The sequence below is a fragment of the Brachybacterium netajii (SeqCode) genome (assembly GCF_054114245.1).
In genome coordinates this window covers 63,540-80,217 of sequence record NZ_JBSYXB010000004.1, presented here as the reverse complement: position 1 = coordinate 80,217, position 16,678 = coordinate 63,540, and the positions used below count along the sequence as shown (strand labels likewise).

Annotated in this window: 13 protein-coding genes and 1 riboswitch; of the genes, 2 read left to right on the top strand and 11 right to left on the bottom strand. The window is 75.2% G+C overall.

What is annotated here, in order from left to right; all coding sequences use genetic code 11:
- Positions 1-47: 47 nt before the first annotated feature.
- On the bottom strand, positions 48-2,534 hold the full coding sequence (locus ACXET9_RS09540; protein WP_457886344.1) for a bifunctional metallophosphatase/5'-nucleotidase: 2,487 nt from the start codon (positions 2,532-2,534) through the stop codon (positions 48-50).
- A gap of 192 nt (positions 2,535-2,726) precedes the next feature.
- Positions 2,727-3,365, bottom strand: coding sequence for a TetR/AcrR family transcriptional regulator (locus ACXET9_RS09535; RefSeq protein ID WP_457886343.1), 639 nt, complete (start codon positions 3,363-3,365; stop codon positions 2,727-2,729).
- 88 nt (positions 3,366-3,453) lie between these two features.
- Between ACXET9_RS09535 and ACXET9_RS09530 the strand changes: the two genes are divergently transcribed.
- Together ACXET9_RS09530 and ACXET9_RS09525 are read left to right on the top strand one after the other, a co-directional pair.
- Positions 3,454-4,500, top strand: coding sequence for an SDR family NAD(P)-dependent oxidoreductase (locus tag ACXET9_RS09530; RefSeq protein WP_457886342.1), 1,047 nt, complete (start codon positions 3,454-3,456; stop codon positions 4,498-4,500).
- 174 nt (positions 4,501-4,674) lie between these two features.
- Positions 4,675-6,060 carry an NAD(P)/FAD-dependent oxidoreductase gene (locus ACXET9_RS09525; protein ID WP_457886341.1) on the top strand — a complete coding sequence of 462 codons (1,386 nt, stop codon included), beginning with the start codon at positions 4,675-4,677 and terminating at the stop codon, positions 6,058-6,060.
- An 82-nt stretch (positions 6,061-6,142) separates the two neighbouring features.
- Here ACXET9_RS09525 and ACXET9_RS09520 read toward each other — a convergent pair whose 3' ends face one another.
- The 9 genes from ACXET9_RS09520 to ACXET9_RS09480 form a co-directional block, all read right to left on the bottom strand.
- Positions 6,143-6,520 (bottom strand): DUF202 domain-containing protein, encoded by a 378-nt coding sequence (locus ACXET9_RS09520; protein WP_457886340.1) that lies wholly within the window; start codon positions 6,518-6,520, stop codon positions 6,143-6,145.
- Complete coding sequence (locus tag ACXET9_RS09515) at positions 6,517-6,879, bottom strand: YidH family protein (RefSeq protein WP_457886339.1); 363 nt, start codon at positions 6,877-6,879, stop codon at positions 6,517-6,519. The genes ACXET9_RS09520 and ACXET9_RS09515 overlap by 4 nt, the downstream gene beginning before the upstream one ends.
- Positions 6,880-7,044: 165 nt before the next feature.
- On the bottom strand, positions 7,045-7,548 hold the full coding sequence (ribH, locus tag ACXET9_RS09510) for a 6,7-dimethyl-8-ribityllumazine synthase (RefSeq protein ID WP_457886338.1): 504 nt from the start codon (positions 7,546-7,548) through the stop codon (positions 7,045-7,047).
- Positions 7,545-9,101, bottom strand: coding sequence for a 3,4-dihydroxy-2-butanone-4-phosphate synthase (gene ribB / locus ACXET9_RS09505; protein ID WP_457886337.1), 1,557 nt, complete (start codon positions 9,099-9,101; stop codon positions 7,545-7,547). Before ribB ends, ribH begins: the two co-directional genes overlap by 4 nt.
- Positions 9,098-9,739, bottom strand: coding sequence for a riboflavin synthase (locus ACXET9_RS09500; protein WP_457886336.1), 642 nt, complete (start codon positions 9,737-9,739; stop codon positions 9,098-9,100). Before ACXET9_RS09500 ends, ribB begins: the two co-directional genes overlap by 4 nt.
- A 29-nt stretch (positions 9,740-9,768) precedes the next feature.
- Positions 9,769-10,980, bottom strand: coding sequence for a bifunctional diaminohydroxyphosphoribosylaminopyrimidine deaminase/5-amino-6-(5-phosphoribosylamino)uracil reductase RibD (gene ribD / locus ACXET9_RS09495; protein ID WP_457886589.1), 1,212 nt, complete (start codon positions 10,978-10,980; stop codon positions 9,769-9,771).
- A 191-nt stretch (positions 10,981-11,171) separates the two neighbouring features.
- A riboswitch (FMN riboswitch) is annotated at positions 11,172-11,299 on the bottom strand.
- A gap of 160 nt (positions 11,300-11,459) precedes the next feature.
- Complete coding sequence (locus tag ACXET9_RS09490) at positions 11,460-14,087, bottom strand: DUF3488 and transglutaminase-like domain-containing protein (RefSeq protein WP_457886335.1); 2,628 nt, start codon at positions 14,085-14,087, stop codon at positions 11,460-11,462.
- Positions 14,084-15,517 (bottom strand): DUF58 domain-containing protein, encoded by a 1,434-nt coding sequence (locus tag ACXET9_RS09485; protein WP_457886334.1) that lies wholly within the window; start codon positions 15,515-15,517, stop codon positions 14,084-14,086. Before ACXET9_RS09485 ends, ACXET9_RS09490 begins: the two co-directional genes overlap by 4 nt.
- Entirely contained in the window at positions 15,514-16,590 is a 1,077-nt protein-coding gene (locus tag ACXET9_RS09480) for an AAA family ATPase (RefSeq protein ID WP_457886333.1), read from the bottom strand. The genes ACXET9_RS09485 and ACXET9_RS09480 overlap by 4 nt, the downstream gene beginning before the upstream one ends.
- Between the last annotated feature and the right edge of the window lie 88 nt (positions 16,591-16,678).

Below are 16,678 nucleotides of genomic sequence, written 5' to 3'. Positions count from 1 at the left end.
GGGGTCATCGGCTCGCGCCGACGCCCTCGCCGATCAGTCGCAGCCGATCAGTCGCGGCCGAGGCGGCGACCGGTGCCGAGCGCGCAGGCGCCGGCGCCGAACAGGGCCGCCACGCCGGCGACCATGAAGCCGACCGGGACACCGGTGCGGGCGAGGTCGCCGCGGACCGGGGTGGTCGAGCCGCCGGAGGTGGAGCCGCCGGTCGAGGTGCCGGTCGAGCCGCCGGTGGTCGAGCCGCCGGTGGCCTGGTCGTCCGAGCCGCCCGCGTCGGAGGCGGCGGAGTCGTCGTCGGTGCCCTGGGCGTCGTCATCCGTGCCCTGAGCGTCGTCATCCGACCCCTGGGCGTCGTCATCCGACCCCTGGGCGTCGTCGTCGGAGCCCTGCGAGCCGTCGTCGGAGCCGTCATCGTCGGAGCCGTCGTCGACGGGGACGGTGCAGGCCTCGGGCGCGCCGCCCTCGGTCCAGGTGAAGGACGGCAGGTCGATGGTGATGGCCGTGCCGGTGTCGGGGACGGCCGTGACGGTGATCGGGACCTCGGTGCCCTCGGGCACGCAGAGCCAGTCCTCGAGGGTGACGTCGGCGGAGTACTCGCCGGTCTCGGCGTTCTGCGTGTAGTCGGCGCTGAAGGTGCCGTACTCGCCGGCGTCGACGGTCACGGAGGTGATCTCCGGGGCGCCGAGGCTCAGGGAGTCGAGGTTGCTGAGGCGCAGCACCGGGTCGGTGTCGACGCCGGCGGCCTCGTCGTACTCGCCGGACTCGACGACCTCGAGGCCGAGCTGGCGCTGCGAGTAGTCGGGGGCGAGGTCGGCGTTCTCCTCGGCCTGGAAGTAGCCGGAGAGGGCGTCGCGGTCGAGCACGCCGGTGTCCTGCACGTTCGTGGCCTGGGCGAGGGTGTGCATGTTGTCGCCGCCCTCGAAGAGGAAGCTCGCGGTGACGATCGTGTAGGTGGCGTCGGGGTCGACGGGCTCGCCGTCGATCTGCACGTCGATGATGTGCTGATCCAGCTCGGCGCTCGGATCGTAGGTGTAGGTGACGTTGTCGGAGACGCCGAAGGCGTAGAACTCGCTGGTGGCGACACCGGAGGCGTCGCGCTGCCACTGCTCCTCGAGCATCTGGACGAACTGCGCGCCGGTGACCTCGCCGGTGTTCAGCGTGTTGCCGAAGCGGACCACGTTGTTGGCCTCGCCGTAGGTGACGACGCCGTCGCCCTCGCCCGCGTCCTGCGCGTACCAGAACTCGGAGCGGATGCCGCCGGGGTTCATCCAGCCGATGACCTGCTGGTCCTCGTAGCCGCCGCGGTCCTCGAGGAACCAGGCCATGGAGTCGGCGAGCATGTTGCCGGCCGTGGAGAAGCTCGAGCGGTCGTCGCCCTTGATGTCGGCGCCGCCGGTCGCGCCGGTCGCGGTGCGCACGCCGTCGACGTACTGGGCCTTCTCGTCGTCCCAGGCGGTGGTGATGTCCGCGGAGACGGTGCCGACGGGGTTGTTCGCCTCGACGGCGGCCTCGGCGATCGCGTCGGTCGCGATGGTGCTGGCCTCGACGAAGGTCGCGTCGTCGGCGCAGGCGGCGAGGTCGGCGGACTCCGTCTCGATCAGCTGCGTGCCGTCGGCGACGACGTCCCAGTCGCCGTCGGTGCCGAGCTCGAGGGTGACCGAGCCGAGGTACTCGCCGCTGGAGCCGGTCTGGACGATCGGGCGGACCTCGCCGTCCTGGCCGGGGACCGGGGCGTCGTAGGCGTAGAGCTGGTGGGAGTCGCCGTTGAAGATCGCGTCGGCCTCGGCCGAGGTCTCGGTGACGATCTTCTCGAAGATCGGGTCGGTGTTCGCCGGCGCCTCGCCGACGGCCGCCGCGTCCCCGCTCGCGCCCTCGTGGTAGGAGACGACGAGCACGTCGTAGGCCTCGCCGGAGGCGTCGAGCTCGGCGATCGCCTCGTTCACGGAGTCGACCGGGTCGCGGAACTCGAGGCCCTCGATCGCGGCGGGGCTGACCTTGCCGACGGTCTTGGTGGTGACGGCGCCGACGACGGCGACCTTCACGTCGCCCGCGTCGACGACGGTGTAGGGCGTGTGGGCCCGCTCGCCCGTGGCGGTGACGTAGACGTTCGCCGCGAGGTAGGGGAAGTCGGCGCTGGACTCGATGCGACCGGTGAGGTCGTCGGCGCCCTGGTCGTACTCGTGGTTGCCGATCGCCGAGGCGGAGACGCCGAGGGCGTTGAGGTAGTCGAGGGTGGGCTCGTCGTTCAGCAGCGAGGAGGAGAACTCCGACCCGCCGACGCTGTCGCCGCCGCTGAGCAGCACCGTGTTCGGGTTCGCGGCCTCGGCCGTGACGACCGTGCAGGCGAAGCCGTCGGCCGCGCTGAGCGCTCCGTGGAAGTCGTTGAAGGTCAGCAGCTGGACCTGGTCGCCCGTCTCGGCCGCTTCGGCGGCGAAGGGCAGGAGGGCCGCGGAGCCCAGGGCGAGGACCGCGGCGCCGAGTCCGACGACGGTGCGCCGGGCCGCGACGCGGCAGGTGGAGCGGGCGGGGAGGAGGGGCATTGCGTCTCCTGGGACGGGGAGGAGCGGGGGAACGGGCTGCGCCCCGGCCGGGCGGGAGCCCGGTGCGGGAGCGGGGGTCGGACGTCGGTCGCGCACGGAAGGGAGGAGGGTGCGGCGACGCCCCGTCCATTCCATCGCAGACCGCTGCGGCCTGCGAGGGATCACCCCCGACCGTCCGCAGTCCGTCACCGACTATTCACCGGGAGCGTCCTCGTGCGCATGAGATTCGACCATCTCCGCGCCGCATCGTGACCTGTTCTTGACCTGCGGACCGGTCGCGTCCGTCGGCCGGCTCTCCACCAGCACCCCGGCCAGCAGCACCTCGGTGCACAGCGCGCGGTCGGCGCCGTCGCCGATCCGGATCGCGTGCTCGATGCCGCAGACGAGCCGCTGCAGCGTCGCCGCCGTGAGGTCGGGGCGCACCGCACCGGCCGCGCGCGCCCTCTCGAGGACGGCCTCGGCCTCGGCGAGCGCCTCGGCGCGGAGCGCGGCGAGCTCGGGGGCGAGAGGGTCGTCGGCCAGCAGTGCGGTCTGCAGTCCGGCGTCGTCGAGCTGGAGGGCGAGCGCCTCCCTCAGCAGCTGCTCGACGGCACGGCCCGGGTCGGGCTCGGCGAGCGCGGCGGCGGTCGCCTCGCGCAGCCGGCGCAGCGCCCCTTCGGCGAGCGCGGCGACGAGCGCCTCGACGGTCGGGAAGCGGCGGTAGACCGTGCCGACGCCGACGCCGGCGCGGCGCGCGACGTCGTTGAGGCGGAGGTCGGCGAGATCCAGGCCGCGGGCGGCCTCGAGGATGCGGGCACGGCTGCGGGCGGCGTCGGAGCGGAGCACGGTCATGCCCCCGACCCTACCCGAACCGGATGACTGATCCGCTTCGTGCTAGCGTAGAAACGGATAGCAAATCCGCTTGACGCGAGGAGCCCCCATGACCCGCACGACCGGCACGACCCGCCGCCCTCCGTCCCCCTGGACCCTGTCCGATGTCCCCGACCAGTCCGGCCGGACCCACGTGATCACCGGCGCGACCGCCGGCATCGGCTACTTCGCCGCCGAGCAGCTCGCCGCGGCCGGGGCGCGGGTGGTCCTCGCCGGCCGCTCCCCCGCTCGCCTGGAGACCGCCGCCGCGGCGATCCGCTCACGGGTGCTGGGGGCCGTGCTGGACTCCGTCGTCGTCGACCTGGCCTCGCGGGAGTCGGTCGCGCGCGCGACCGAGGAGCTCGCCGATCCCGAGCGCTTCGAGCGGATCGACGGCCTGCTGCTGAACGGCGGTGCGATGGCGGGCTGGACCGCTCGCAGCGCCGACGGCCTCCCGCTCACCCTCGCCACGCACGTGGTCGCGAGCGTCGGGCTCATCGCGCGCCTGCTGCCGGTGCTCGCCGCCGCCGGCACACCCGAGCGTCCGAGCCGGATCGTGCACACCTCCACGGGCTTCGTCGATCGCGCCCCGGGTCTCGCCCGACGGGACCCGCTGCGCCCGCCGCGGCTCGGCGTCGCCGCGTACACGCAGGCCAAGGCGATCACCGAGGTCCTCGCCCTGGAGCTGGACCGTCGGCTGCGGGCGGCCGACGCGCCGGTTGTCTCGATCCTGGACCGCCCCGGCATCGGAGTCGACGCGCGCACGCCCGAGCGCCCGGGCGTGCACGACGCGAGCACGCCGCACCGTCGCAATCCGTTCTCCCTCTGGGCCCAGGGGAAGGATGCGGCCGCCTGGCCGGCGGTGCGCGCGCTCACGGATCCGTCGGCGCGCGGCGGCGAGCTGTTCGCGCCGGCGAACGGGATCGCGGGAGCGCCGGTGCGCATCGCGCCGCCCGCGCGCACCGCCGCGCCGGGCGCCGGGGCGGCGGAGGAGCTGTGGTCGCGCCTGGCCGCGCTGGCCGGGGTGGAGAGCCCGCTCTCCGCGCTCCCGTCCGGCGCTCCGTCCGACTTTCCGTCGGGACCTTCGTCTGGTCCCTCACGGACTCGCCCGCAGTGATGACAGCGGGCCCCTGCGTCCGGCTACGATCGTCCACGACTCCCGACGAGACCGCCCGCGCGAGCACAGCACGGACGGCCGCGCCTCCGACAGACCTCTCCCCACCCGACGACGGGCCCCGCCCGACTCGGCGACCCCGGGTCGACCCCCGGCGTCCTCCCGAAGGAGCTCTCCATGGTGATGCCGTTCATCGCCCGCCGCCCCACCGTCCCTGCGAAAGACGGGGCGAGCTGGCCCCACGTGGTCATCGTCGGCGGCGGCTTCGCCGGGGCGAACGCCGTGCTCGGCCTGCGCGACACCCGGGTGCGCGTGACGCTGATCGACCGCAACGTCTACAAGACCTTCCAGCCGCTGCTGTACCAGGTGGCGACCGCGGGGCTGAACCCGGGCGACGTCACGATGTTCCTGCGGGGCCTGTCGCTGAAGGTCCCCAACATGCGCTACCGCCAGGGCGAGGTCGTCGGCGTCGATCCCGAGCGCAAGGTCATCACCCTCGACGAGGGGCAGATCGGCAACCAGGAGCTCGCCTACGACTACCTGGTGCTCGCCAACGGCGCGACCACCACCTACTTCGGCACCCCGGGCGCCGAGGAGCATGCGATGCCGATGTACACGCGCTCGCAGGCCCTCGCGATCCGCGACCGCGTCTTCTCGGAGCTCGAGCGCGCGAGCCGCGCCGAGGACCGGAGCGATCGTCTGCACGTCTCGATCGTCGGCGGCGGGCCGACGGGCGTGGAGATCGCCGGTGCGCTCGCGGACTTCCGCGAGCAGGAGCTGGACATCCTCTACCCGGAGATGGACCCGGGCACCCTGCAGATCACCCTCGTGCAGCGCGGCAAGGAGCTCATCAAGGAGTTCCGCGAGGAGTTCCGCGAGTACGCGGCCTCCGAGCTCGAGGACCGCGGCGTCTCGCTGTGCCTGGGGCACGGCGTGAAGTCGGTGGGCTACGACCATGTCGTGCTCGATGACGAGTCCGTCCTCGAATCGGACATCACGATCTGGGCGGCGGGCGTCGGCATCGCCGATGTCGTCAAGGAGTGGGGCCTTCCGCAGACGAAGCGCGGCCGCATCGCCGTCGAGCCCGACCTGCAGGTCAAGGGCTTCCCGGGCGTCTACGCCGCGGGCGACATCGCCGCGCAGGACGATGAGCTCCCCCAGCTTGCGCAGCCCGCGATCCAGGGCGGCCAGGCGGTCGCCCGCGCGATCGACGCGGACGTGCGCGGGAAGTCCGTCAAGCCGTTCCGCTACAAGAACCTGGGCACCATGGCGACGATCGGCCGCCGCGCCGCGATCGCCGAGCTGCCGGATCTGCCGGTGACAGGCTCGATCGGCCTCAACGGCACCGTCGGCTGGTTCGCGTGGCTCGGCGTGCACGTCGCCAAGCTCCTGGGCCACCGCAACCAGCGTGCGGTCTCGATGAACCTGCTGACGCTGTACACGGGCACCCGCGCCACGCATCAGCCGAACCCGGTGGTCGGCGAGGTCGACTCGCTGAAGGCCGCACGGATCTTCGAGCAGCAGGCTCCGCATCGCCGCTTCGGCCGCAACCACGGGGTCTGACCGGCACCCGAGAGAGCGCGCTCCGGACGACGATGGGCAGGGCTGCGGCCCTGCCCATCGTCGTGTCCGTGCGCAGAGGAGCTCAGAGGACCTGCGGGATCCCGCGCAGCACCACGAGCGCGCACATCGCGCCGATGACGAGGACAGCGGCGGTCGCGAGGAGGACGGGCATGCCGTCCCGCCCGAGCCGGCCCTCGGCGTGGAGGCTGTGGGTCGCCCTGCTGTATCCGATCGCCGTGAGGGCGTAGGAGAGGACCGCGAGCCCGGCGCCGATCACGCCGATCACCACGGCGATCACGCCGAGGGATTCGAGGGCGAAGCGCATGCCGACGACGGACGCCACCCCGAAGGACAGGCAGGTGCGGCGCCACGCGAGCAGCGTCCGCTCGGGCTGGAGCCCGGGGTCGAAGACGGCCGGCTCGGCGCCCGCCTCCCCCGCGCGCGGATCCTCGTCGCTCACACCGAGACTCCGATGGTCACCAGCGCCGCGGCGAGCACGACGCCGATGACGATGATCGCGCCGACGGCGGGCCCGGGCAGCGGGGTGCCGCGGCGCAGCGAGCGCTCGGTGGCCATCCACCCGGTCCAGGCCTGCACGGCGCACAGGGTGCCGAGCACGAGGAACACGATCGCCGAGGCCATGCGCCAGCCCTCGGCGACGGGCAGGGCGAGCGCCTCGAGGGCGAAGGCGCCTGCGTACATCGCGAGCGCGGTGCGCAGCCAGGCGAGGAAGGTGCGCTCGTTGGCGAGGCTGAAGCGGGGGTCGGGCTCGTCGCCGTCGCGGTAGACGGAGGCGGGGAATCGGCGTCGCGGAGTCACCGAGCAATCATGACATCCCGCGCGCTCCTGCGCGCGGCACGGCGATACCGCGCAGAATCGAGCAGTCCGGTCGGGATTGCCGGGGCGATGGGAGTTCCCACCGCCCCGGCCGCCCGGTCCGACGGGCGGCCCGATGGTCCGGCCCGGCCCGACGGGCCGCCCGGGTCAGAACCCGATGCGGGCGCGCAGGCCGTCGTTCGCGCCGGAGATGCCGCGCACGGCCTTGACCGTCGCGATGGCGGCCTCGACGGCCTCGGCGCCCTTGTCCTCGACGGAGCCCTCGAGCCCCGCCCGGTCGAGCGCCTGCTGCTCGGTGTCGCAGGTGAGCAGGCCGAAGCCGACGGGCTTGCCGGTGCGCAGGGAGACGTCCAAGAGGCCCTGGGTCGCCGCCTGGCAGACGTAGTCGAAGTGCGGGGTTCCGCCGCGGATGACGCAGCCGAGCGCGACGACCGCGTCGGCCTTCTCCGCGGCGTGGAGGGCGCCGACGGGCAGCTCGAACGATCCGGGCACGCGCACGAGGTCGACGCGGGTGACGCCAGCGGCGTCGAGGGCGTGACGGGCGCCGGCGATCAGGCCGTCCATGACGACGTCGTGCCAGCTGGCGGCGACGACGGCGACGCGCAGATCGCTGCCGTCGGTCTTCAGGGTGGGGGCTCCGGCTCCGCTCATGACGGTGTCCTCTCGGTAGGGGGCGCCGCAGGCGCGGCAGGTGTGGAATCGTCGGCGGGGTCGCCGACGGAGTCGCTGGCAGGGTCCTCGGCAGGTTCGCCGACGGGGGCGGCGTCCTCGAGCGCGTCGGCGGGGATCAGATGCCCCATCGAGCGCGCCTTCGTGCGCAGGTAGTCGAGGTTCTCGGGGGTGCGACCGACGACGAGGCCGACGCGCTCGACGATCTCGATCCCGTGCGCGGCGAGCGCCTCGGCCTTGTCCGGATTGTTCGTCATCAGGGCGACGCGGTCCAGTCCGAGATCCTGGAGGATCGCGGCAGCGGCCCCGTACTCCCGCAGATCACCGGGCCACCCGAGGTCGAGGTTCGCCTCGAGGGTGTCGCGCCCGCGGTCCTGGAGGTCGTAGGCGGCGAGCTTCTCGAGCAGGCCGATCCCGCGCCCTTCGTGGCCGCGGAGGTAGACGACCGCTCCCCCGTCCCGGGCGACGCGCGCGAGCGCGGCGTCCAGCTGGGGCCCGCATTCGCAGCGCGCCGAGCCGAAGGCCTCGCCGGTCAGGCACTCGGAGTGGATCCGCACGAGCGCCGCATCGCCGGACCCGGCAGGCGCGGCGGACGCGGCGGGGCCGCCGTCGGCCGGGGTCGCGGCGGGGCCGTCGGCCGGGGCCGCGGCGGGCCGCGGGGCGACGAGCGCCACGTGGTCGGCGCCGGTGCGGCGGTCGCGATAGCCGTGGATGGTGAACTCGCCGTGCCGCGTGGGCATGCGCGCGCTCACCAGGTGCTCAACCCGGTCCGCGGCCGACGGGCGCGCGCCCGCCGACGTGCCGGTCCCCGCCGTCGTGCCGGTCCCGGCCGTCGGATCGGCTTCGGCCGACGACCGCTCGTCGGCCGGCGCCTGCGCGCCCCGCTCCCGCAGCCAGTCGCGCAGCTCGGCGATGGTGATCAGCACGAGGTCCTCGGCAGCGGCGAGCTCGAGCGCCTCGGGCAGGCGCATGACCTCGCCGTCGTCGCGGACGAGCTCGCCGATCATCCCCACGGGCGCGAGGCCCGCCGCCCGGCACAGGTCGACGGCGGCCTCGGTGTGCCCGGGGCGCTCGAGGACCCCGCCGGGGACGGCCCGCAGCGGGATCACGTGCCCGGGACGGATGAGGTCGCCGGCGTCGGAGGACGGGTCGGCGAGGACCCGCAGGGTGCGGGCGCGGTCGGTCGCCGAGATGCCGGTGGTGACGCCCTCGGCGGCGTCGACGCTGATCGTGTAGGCGGTGCGGAGGTCGTCCTGGGTGCGGGGCACCATGAGCGGCAGGTCGAGGTGGTCGGCGCGCTCGTCGGGCATGGGCGCGCACAGGTAGCCGGAGCTGCGGCGCACGGACCAGCCGACCCAGCGGGGGCTCGCGAGCTCGGCGGCGAGGATCGCGTCGACCTCGTCCTCGCGGTCGTGGTCGTCGGCGACGAGGACGGGCCGTCCCGCGCGCAGCGCCGCGAGCGCCGCTTCGATCCGCGTCGCGGCAGGGCCGTCGAGCGCGGGGCCGTCGGCCGCGGGACCGTCGAGGGCGGTCACCGCTCCTCCCCGTCGGCCGACGCGGCGTCCGATGCCGCTGTTGCCGGGAAGGCCTGCAGGCGGGCGACGTAGCGGGCGAGGACGTCGACCTCGAGGTTGACCTCGTCGCCGACGCCGAGGGCGCCGAGCGTCGTGGCCTCGAGGGTCGCGGGGATGAGGGAGAGGCCGAAGGCGTCGTCGGCGACCTCGGTGACGGTCAGCGACACCCCGGAGACGGTGATCGCGCCCTTCTCGGCGATCAGCGGCGCGAGGCGGCCGTCGTGCGCGATCACGAGGTCCTCCCAGCGGCCGGAGCCGGTGCGGGAGCGGAGGGTGCCGACGCCGTCGACGTGGCCCTGGACGATGTGGCCGCCGAGGCGGGCGTCGGCCCGCAGGGCGCGCTCGAGGTTGACGCGCGAGCCGGCCTCGCGGCGGCCGAGGGCGGTGCGGCGGAGGGTCTCGGGGACGGCGTCGACGGCGAAGGTGCCGTCGCCGGGCAGGTCGACGACGGTCAGGCAGACCCCGTCGACGGCGATGGAGTCGCCGAGGCGGGCGTCGGAGGCGGCGAGCGGCCCGCGCACGAGCAGGCGCGCCTCCCCCGTGGGCTGCGGCGTGATGGACTCGAGGGTTCCGATCTCCTCGACGATGCCGGTGAACATGGCGGTCTCCTTCCGGGAGGGGCGGGTGGTCAGCGGGGCTCGTCGGCCGCGGGCGCGACGGGCTCGGGCACGACGGGCTCGGGCGCGGCCGAGGCGGCGGCCGGTCGGCGGCGGGCGATGAGCAGGACGTCCTCGCCGAGCTGCTCGACGCGCTCGGTGCGGAAGCGGCGGGCGTCCTCGAGGGTGGTGATGCCGAGGTCGCCGACGGCGCCGCGCCCGGCCCCGAGCAGGACGGGGGCGATGTAGGCGTGGATCTCGTCGACGACGTCGGCGCGCAGGAAGGCGGAGGCGAGGACGGGCCCGCCCTCGAGCACCGCGTGGTGGATGCCGCGGGCGGCGAGCGCCGCCAGCACGTCCGTCGGATCAAGGCTCTCGACCTGCAGGAACCGTCCGTCGGTCCCGCGGATCGCCGCGTCCTCGGGGAGGAGCCGGCGCCCGACGGCGACCCGCAGCGGCTGCACGATCGGCTCGTCGGCCGACGAGTCGTCCGCCGGACCGGCCGACGGGTCCGCTGCCGGACCGGCCGACGGGTCGGCCGCGGGGCGGTCGGGGCGGGCGGTGAGCGCGGGGTCGTCGGCCTCGACGGTCCCGGTGCCGACGATGATCGCGCCGGTGCGGGCACGGACCTCGTGGGCGTGGGCACGGGCGGCGGGCCCGGTGATCCAGCGGCTGGTGCCGTCGGCGGCGGCGATGCGGCCGTCGAGGGTGCTCGCGGTCTTGAGGATCAGGTGGACGTTCTCGGCGGCGACCCGCCGGTACCAGGGGCCGATCAGCGCCATCGCCTCGGGCGCGAGCACGCCGCCGACGACGTCGACGCCGGCCGCGGCGAGGCGCGCGGCACCGCCGTGGGAGGCGCGGCCCGGGTCCGGCAGCGCGTAGACGACGCGCGCGACGCCGGCCTCGAGCAGCGCGAGGCTGCAGGGGCCGGTGCGGCCCGTGTGGTCGCAGGGCTCGAGGGAGACGACGGCGGTCGCGCCGCGCAGCAGGTCCGCGGCATCCGCGACGGCGGGTGCGGGGGCGGCATCCGTCTCAGCGGCGGCCTCGGCAGCTGCTTCGGCGGCGGCCTCGGCGACGCGGCGGTGGGCGTCGGCGATCGCCTCGACCTCGGCGTGCGGGGTGCCGGCCCCGCGATGATGGCCCTTGCCCAGGACGGTGCCGTCGGGCGCGAGGAGGACGCAGCCGACCTGCGGGTTCGCGTCGTCGACGGGGCCGAGGACGGCGAGGTCGAGGGCGCGGCGCATGGCGGCGAGCTCGACGGCGGAGACCGCGGCGGTGCCGTGGCCGGAGGGGGTGGCGGACGCGGACGTCCGGTGCGCTGGCACGAGGGTCCTCCCGGGATAGACCTGTCCCGGGGCGATGCGCGTAGCGCGGACGCCGACCGCGCCGCGGCATCAGGCGCGCACAGGCGTCGCCGACGCCGACGAGGTCGACGTCGCATCTCCTCCCATCCGGACTTTCACCGTCGGTCCTGGAGTTCCACCAGGTCAACCGGCTCTCGAAGGAGCCGGGTCGCGGACTGTCACCGCCGGCTCAGATTTTCACTGACCCCGGAGAATGCGATTCATTCGAGCGTGAGCGTAGCACCGGCCGCCGTGCGGCGGTCGAGCGGATGTCACCGGATCGACATCCGCGCCCCGTCGCGCTCGCGGCTCGAGCTCGCCGCGCGCCGGTCCCCCGCCGCTGCCGCGCGCGGCGCACGTTCACCGCGCGCCGCGCACGATCACCGCGCGCGGCGGATGAGGCGCAGCAGCACGTCGGTCTCGGCCTGGAGCGGCATCGTGATGGTGTCGCGGGCGATCCGCTCGGCCTCCGCCCCGTCCGCCCCACCGTCGTCCGCCCCGCTGTCCGTCCGACGGGCGGCGCGCTCCTCGGCGACCCAGGTGGGCACGGCGTAGCGGGCGGCGGCGCAGGCGGAGCCGATGAGCGCCGCGGCGAGCCGATGCTCGTCGCCGACCTCGACGCCGTGCTCCTCGAACTCGTCGAGGAGCGCGGTGAGGGCCTGCGTGGGCGGCAGCGCGTCGGAGAGCACGGGGTCGACGACGGGGCGGCCCCACAGCCCGGTCCAGCCGAGCATCGCCACGGCCCGGTGGCGTCCGTGCAGCTCGGCGCGGATCTCGGACCAGGCGAGCAGGCCCGCCCGGCGCCGCACCTCCTCCGCGCTCGGCCCCGCGCCCCCGCCGGGCCCGCCCCCGGACCCGCCGCTTCCGCCGTCGGCCCCGCCGGCCCAGCCGGTCAGGGCGTCCCAGCGGGCCTGGCGGGCGAGGTCCCGGCGTCGGCGCAGGACGATGACGGCCACGGCGAGCGCCGCCACCGCGAGCACGGCCAGGGCGATGAGGCCGAGGATCCCGCGGAGGGCGTCGGAGGCGGCCTCGCCGGCGTCGAGGCCGGTGGTGCCGCCCTGGTCGGAGGCGTCGGAGGCGGCCGTCTCCGTCGTGTCGGCGGCATCGGTCGGCTCGTCCGCCGCGGTGGTCTCCTCGGCGGGGGCCGTGGTCGCGACCGTGTCCTCGGAGGTGGCGGTGTCCTCGGTCCCGGTCTCGCGGTCGGGGGCGGAGACGCCGTTGCCGGCGGCGGCCGGGGTCGGCTCGAAGCGGACCCAGCCGTAGTCGGGGCCGAAGTAGACCTCGGGCCAGGCGTGGGCGTTCGAGGTCGAGACCACGTGCTCCCCGTCGGCGGTGGTGGTGCCGGGGGTGAAGCCGGTGACGACGCGCGTCGAGTAGCCCTGCGAGTTCATCATCAGCGCGAACGTCGAGGCGAACTGCTCGCAGTAGCCGATGCGGTCGGCGAGGAAGGACTCCAGCGGGTCCTGGCCGCGGGGCGTCGCGACCGTGAGGGAGTAGTCGAAGGAGGTGCGGAAGTAGTCCTGGAAGGCGATGGCCGTGTCGTAGGCGGTGGTGGCGCCGGTGCTCTCGACGAGCTGGTCGGCGAGCTCGCGGGCGGCGTCGGGGACCTCGGAGGCCTGCAGGTAGCCGATCTCGAGGGGGCTGCCGACGGTGCTCGCGGGGACGGCCCGCAGCTGCGCGGCGGTCGCCGGGCTCTCCTCGGCGGTGACGGTGTAGGCGAGCTTCTGGCCGGTGCTGCTGCTGGAGCCGGGGAAGCCGTCGCCGTTGGCGAGCGCCGGGTACTCGCTGAGGGCGACCTGTCCGGAGACATCGTCGATCGTGATCGCCTCGGAGACCGCGTCGAGGGTCGAGCTGACCGCGCGGACGTTCGCGGGGACGGGCAGGCGCAGACTGAGCACCTCGGTGAGGGTCATGTCGTAGTCGGTGAGCAGGCTGGTGTCGCCGCTGACGGCGAGGCCGTCCTCGCGGGCGTCGGAGAAGCTGACCTCGGGCAGCACGGTGACGTCGTTCTCGCCGGGCGCGGAGAAGGTCTCGCCGTCGAAGCGGGTCAGGACCAGCATCCGCAGGTACGAAGAAGAGGACGCCACGGAGGAGGACGAGGCGTCGGTCGTGTAGCGCAGCACCTCGACGGGGTCCTCCTGCAGGAGGCTGCGGCGGACCGAGGCGTCCTCGGCGATGCCGATGGAGCCGAGCTGCTGGCCCTCGTTGTTGCGCCAGGCGTTGACGACGTCGATGTCGAGGGCGACCTGCGTGGGGGCGACCTGCGGCAGCAGGGCGGCGACGGGCAGGGCGAGGCCCGCGACGAGCAGCACCGCGCTGACGGCGGCGCCGATGGTCACCAGCGGTCTCGGGAGCGGTCCGGCCTGCGGCCGCGTGTCGCCGACGACGTTCGCCGGGTCCGCGTGGACCGCGCGGATCGCCAGCACCATCATGCCGCCGAGGATCGGACCGACGGCGGTCCACCAGGCGCCGCCGTCGGGCGCCTGCAGGGACGGCAGCAGCACGAAGCCCATGAGCAGGAGGCCGACGGGCGTGTGCCAGCCCATCTCCACCAGCAGCAGGTCCAGGACGAGGGCGACGAGCGCCGCGATGAGCACGACGAGCACGCTGCCGCGGGCCCCGACCGTCAGCGGCGCGAGACCGGCGCCGATCTCCCCGACGGCGGCCGTGAGGATCCCGGCCTGTGCGCCGATCAGGCCGACGGGCTCGCCGAGGGACACGAGCCCGTGGCCGACCTCGGTCGCGATCACGACGATCACCACGACGAGCAGCTCGGCGACGGCGACCAGCACCGGCCGCAACCCCGCCAGGCGCAGCAGCGCGGCGAGTGCGAGGACCGGGACGGCGCCCGTCGCGACGAGCTCGAACCAGCTGGCCCCGGCGAGGATCAGCGACAGCGGGGTCGAGGCGAGCAGCAGCGCGACCAGCAGCACGAGGCCGCGGCGGGCGGCCTGCGCCCGCGGCAGCGCGGGGCGTCCGAGCAGCGGCACGACGGGACCCCGGCTCATCGCGCCGCCTGCTGACCGGCGGGCTGGCCGACGGACGGGCCGACGTGCGGACCGGCGGGCTGGCCGGCGTGCGGGCCGGTGGGCTGGCCGGCGAGCGCGAGGAGGTCCTCGAGCTCGTCGGCGGCGGTGCCCTGCACGAGCGTCCAGGCGCCGATGCGGCCGACGACGGGGGCCGGCCGCTCCCCCGCGCCCGCCGCCCCGGCGCCCGGTCCTGCGCCCGGCGCCGCGTCGGCGCGCAGGGCGATGGCGGTGCGGTGGAGGGCGCGGCCGGCGAAGCGGTCGAGCTCGATGCCGTGGAAGGGGTCGCCGTCGTCGATGCCGAGCGCGATCGCGAGGGCGGTGTCGCCGGAGGCGTGGTCGGGGCCGACGACGCGCTCGGGGATCTCGTCGTCGAAGTCGACCTCGGCGAGGGCGAGGAGGGAGCCGCGCAGGCCTGCGGCGTCGGCCTCGCGGCCCACCGGGGAGCGGCCGTCCTGGGAGCGGCGGCGCGGGGCGCGGGTGATCTCGTCGCCGGAGGCGTCGAGCACGCGCACGGTCCAGCCGTGGGTGCCGAGGCTCTCGAGCACGGAGGCCGCATGCGCGACCAGGCGGTCCTCGAGGGCGCGGCGCTCCTCGCGGGCCCGGCGCTCCTCGCGCTCGGCGGCGCGCCGCCGGGGCGGGGCGGGGGCGCCGCCGCCGCGGCCGGTGTCCAGGACGATCACGGCACTCTGGCCGGCGACGGGCTCGTCCTCGCGGGTCATGAGGCGGCCGGTGCGGGCGCTCGCCCGCCAGTGGACGCGACGGATCTCGTCGCCCGCGACGTACGGGCGCGCGATCGGGCCGATCTCCCCGAGGCCGCCGGCGAGCGCCCCGGCGCCCTCGCGCCGGGAGATCCCGGCGGCGCGGACCGCGGGGGCGGCCAGCGGGGTCACGGGCGGGAGACCGGTGACGCGGAGGCCGTCGTCGGCGGTCCATCGCAGGTGGAACATGCCCAGCACGTCCTGCACGACCAGCGAGTAGGGGCCGAGGGGGTGGGCTCCGCGGCGCTGGATGCGCAGCACGTGCGGCATGCTCGCGCGCAGCGGCAGGTCGCCGGTGCCGCCGAGGTCCGCGGGCAGGTGCTCGCGCAGGACGCCGCGGCCCAGCGGGATCCGCGCGAAGACGCTGCGGGGCCCGAGCGCGGCGTGCACGCGGGCGGTGCCGCCGACGGGCACCGCGTCGTCCTCGAGGCGCCTGGTCCCCTGCAGGCCGATCGCGGCGAGCAGGATGCAGGCGGCGCCGACGGCGAGCGCGATCAGCAGCGCGGCGGCGAGCACGCGCGGCGGGACGAGCGCGGTGGAGTCCGCGAGCACCCACAGCAGCACGGCGAGCACGGCGGCGAGGCCTCCGCGGAGGGTGGGGCGCAGCACCCGGCGCCGCCGCGGCGCCGGGAGGCCCGGGGACCTGGTCATGACAGGCCCGTGGAGTCCAGCACCTGCTCGATGATCTCGCCGGAGCCGGCGCCGCGGGACAGCGACTGCGGCGTCAGGTGCAGGCGGTGCCGCCACACGGGCATGCTCACGGCGCGGATGTCGTCGGGGGTCACGTGGGGTCTGCCCTCGAGGACGGCGTGCGCCTTCGCGGCCCGCACCAGGTGCACGGCGGCGCGCGGGGAGGCGCCGAGGGCGACCTGCGGGTGGGTGCGGGTCGCGGTCGCCAGGCGCACGACGTAGTCCAGCAGCTCGGGCGCCGCGTAGACGCGGCGGACGTCGCGCACCTGCGCGGCGATCTCCTCGGGCGTGGTGCGTGCGCGCAGGGCGCCGAGGACGTCGCGGTCGCCGTCGGGCACCGGCCCGGACTGCGCGGCGAGCATCCGCGATTCGGCGCTGGGGACGGGATAGCCCATGGAGGTCTGGGCGAGGAAGCGGTCGCGCTGCGCCTCGGGGAGGCGGTAGGTGCCCTCCATCTCCACGGGGTTCGAGGTCGCGACCACCATGAACGGCTCGTCGAGCGCATAGGTGGTGCCGTCGACGCTGACCTGCCTCTCCTCCATCGCCTCGAGGAGCGCCGACTGGGTCTTCGGGGAAGCCCGGTTGATCTCGTCGGCGAGCAGGATCTGCGTGAAGACGGCGCCCTCGCGGAACTCGAACTGCCCGGTCGCCTGGTTGTAGATGCTCGCGCCGGTGACATCGCCGGGCAGCAGGTCCGGGGTGAACTGGATGCGGTGGCGGGTCGCGCCGAGGGCCGCGGCGAGGGACTTCGCGAGCATCGTCTTGCCGACGCCGGGGATGTCCTCGATGAGGAGGTGGCCGCCGGAGAGCAGCACCATCAGCGCCAGCCTCACGACCGGCTGCTTGCCCTCGACGACGGTGCCGATCTCGGCGCCGACGGCCTCGACGGTCCTCGCGATCTCCTCGGCCCGCGCCTCGTCGAGGGAGGCCAGGGCCGCTTTCCGGGTCTCCTGCCGGATGTCGGGGGCGTCCCGGTCGTCGGTCTCGGGGAGCGCCCGTCGGCGGCCGGGCCCTGCGTCCTGCTGCTGCGTCATGTCCCTGCTCCTCGTCCGCCGGCATCGCGGGACGTCATGCGACGTTCATCCTCGATGTGACCTGAGCGGCGGACAGCGTCGACCGCCG

Excerpts from the sequence above, each read along its gene's own strand:
- ribH (WP_457886338.1), bottom strand. The coding sequence starts at position 7,548 with ATGAGCGGAGCCGGAGCCCCCACCCTGAAGACCGACGGCAGCGATCTG.
- ribD (WP_457886589.1), bottom strand. The coding sequence starts at position 10,980 with ATGCGCCGCGCCCTCGACCTCGCCGTCCTCGGCCCCGTCGACGACGCG.
- ACXET9_RS09480 (WP_457886333.1), bottom strand. The coding sequence starts at position 16,590 with ATGACGCAGCAGCAGGACGCAGGGCCCGGCCGCCGACGGGCGCTCCCC.
- ACXET9_RS09500 (WP_457886336.1), bottom strand. The coding sequence starts at position 9,739 with ATGTTCACCGGCATCGTCGAGGAGATCGGAACCCTCGAGTCCATCACG.
- ACXET9_RS09535 (WP_457886343.1), bottom strand. The coding sequence starts at position 3,365 with ATGACCGTGCTCCGCTCCGACGCCGCCCGCAGCCGTGCCCGCATCCTC.
- ACXET9_RS09530 (WP_457886342.1), top strand. The coding sequence starts at position 3,454 with ATGACCCGCACGACCGGCACGACCCGCCGCCCTCCGTCCCCCTGGACC.
- ACXET9_RS09485 (WP_457886334.1), bottom strand. The coding sequence starts at position 15,517 with ATGACCAGGTCCCCGGGCCTCCCGGCGCCGCGGCGGCGCCGGGTGCTG.
- ACXET9_RS09490 (WP_457886335.1), bottom strand. The coding sequence starts at position 14,087 with ATGAGCCGGGGTCCCGTCGTGCCGCTGCTCGGACGCCCCGCGCTGCCG.
- ACXET9_RS09525 (WP_457886341.1), top strand. The coding sequence starts at position 4,675 with ATGGTGATGCCGTTCATCGCCCGCCGCCCCACCGTCCCTGCGAAAGAC.
- ACXET9_RS09540 (WP_457886344.1), bottom strand. The coding sequence starts at position 2,534 with ATGCCCCTCCTCCCCGCCCGCTCCACCTGCCGCGTCGCGGCCCGGCGC.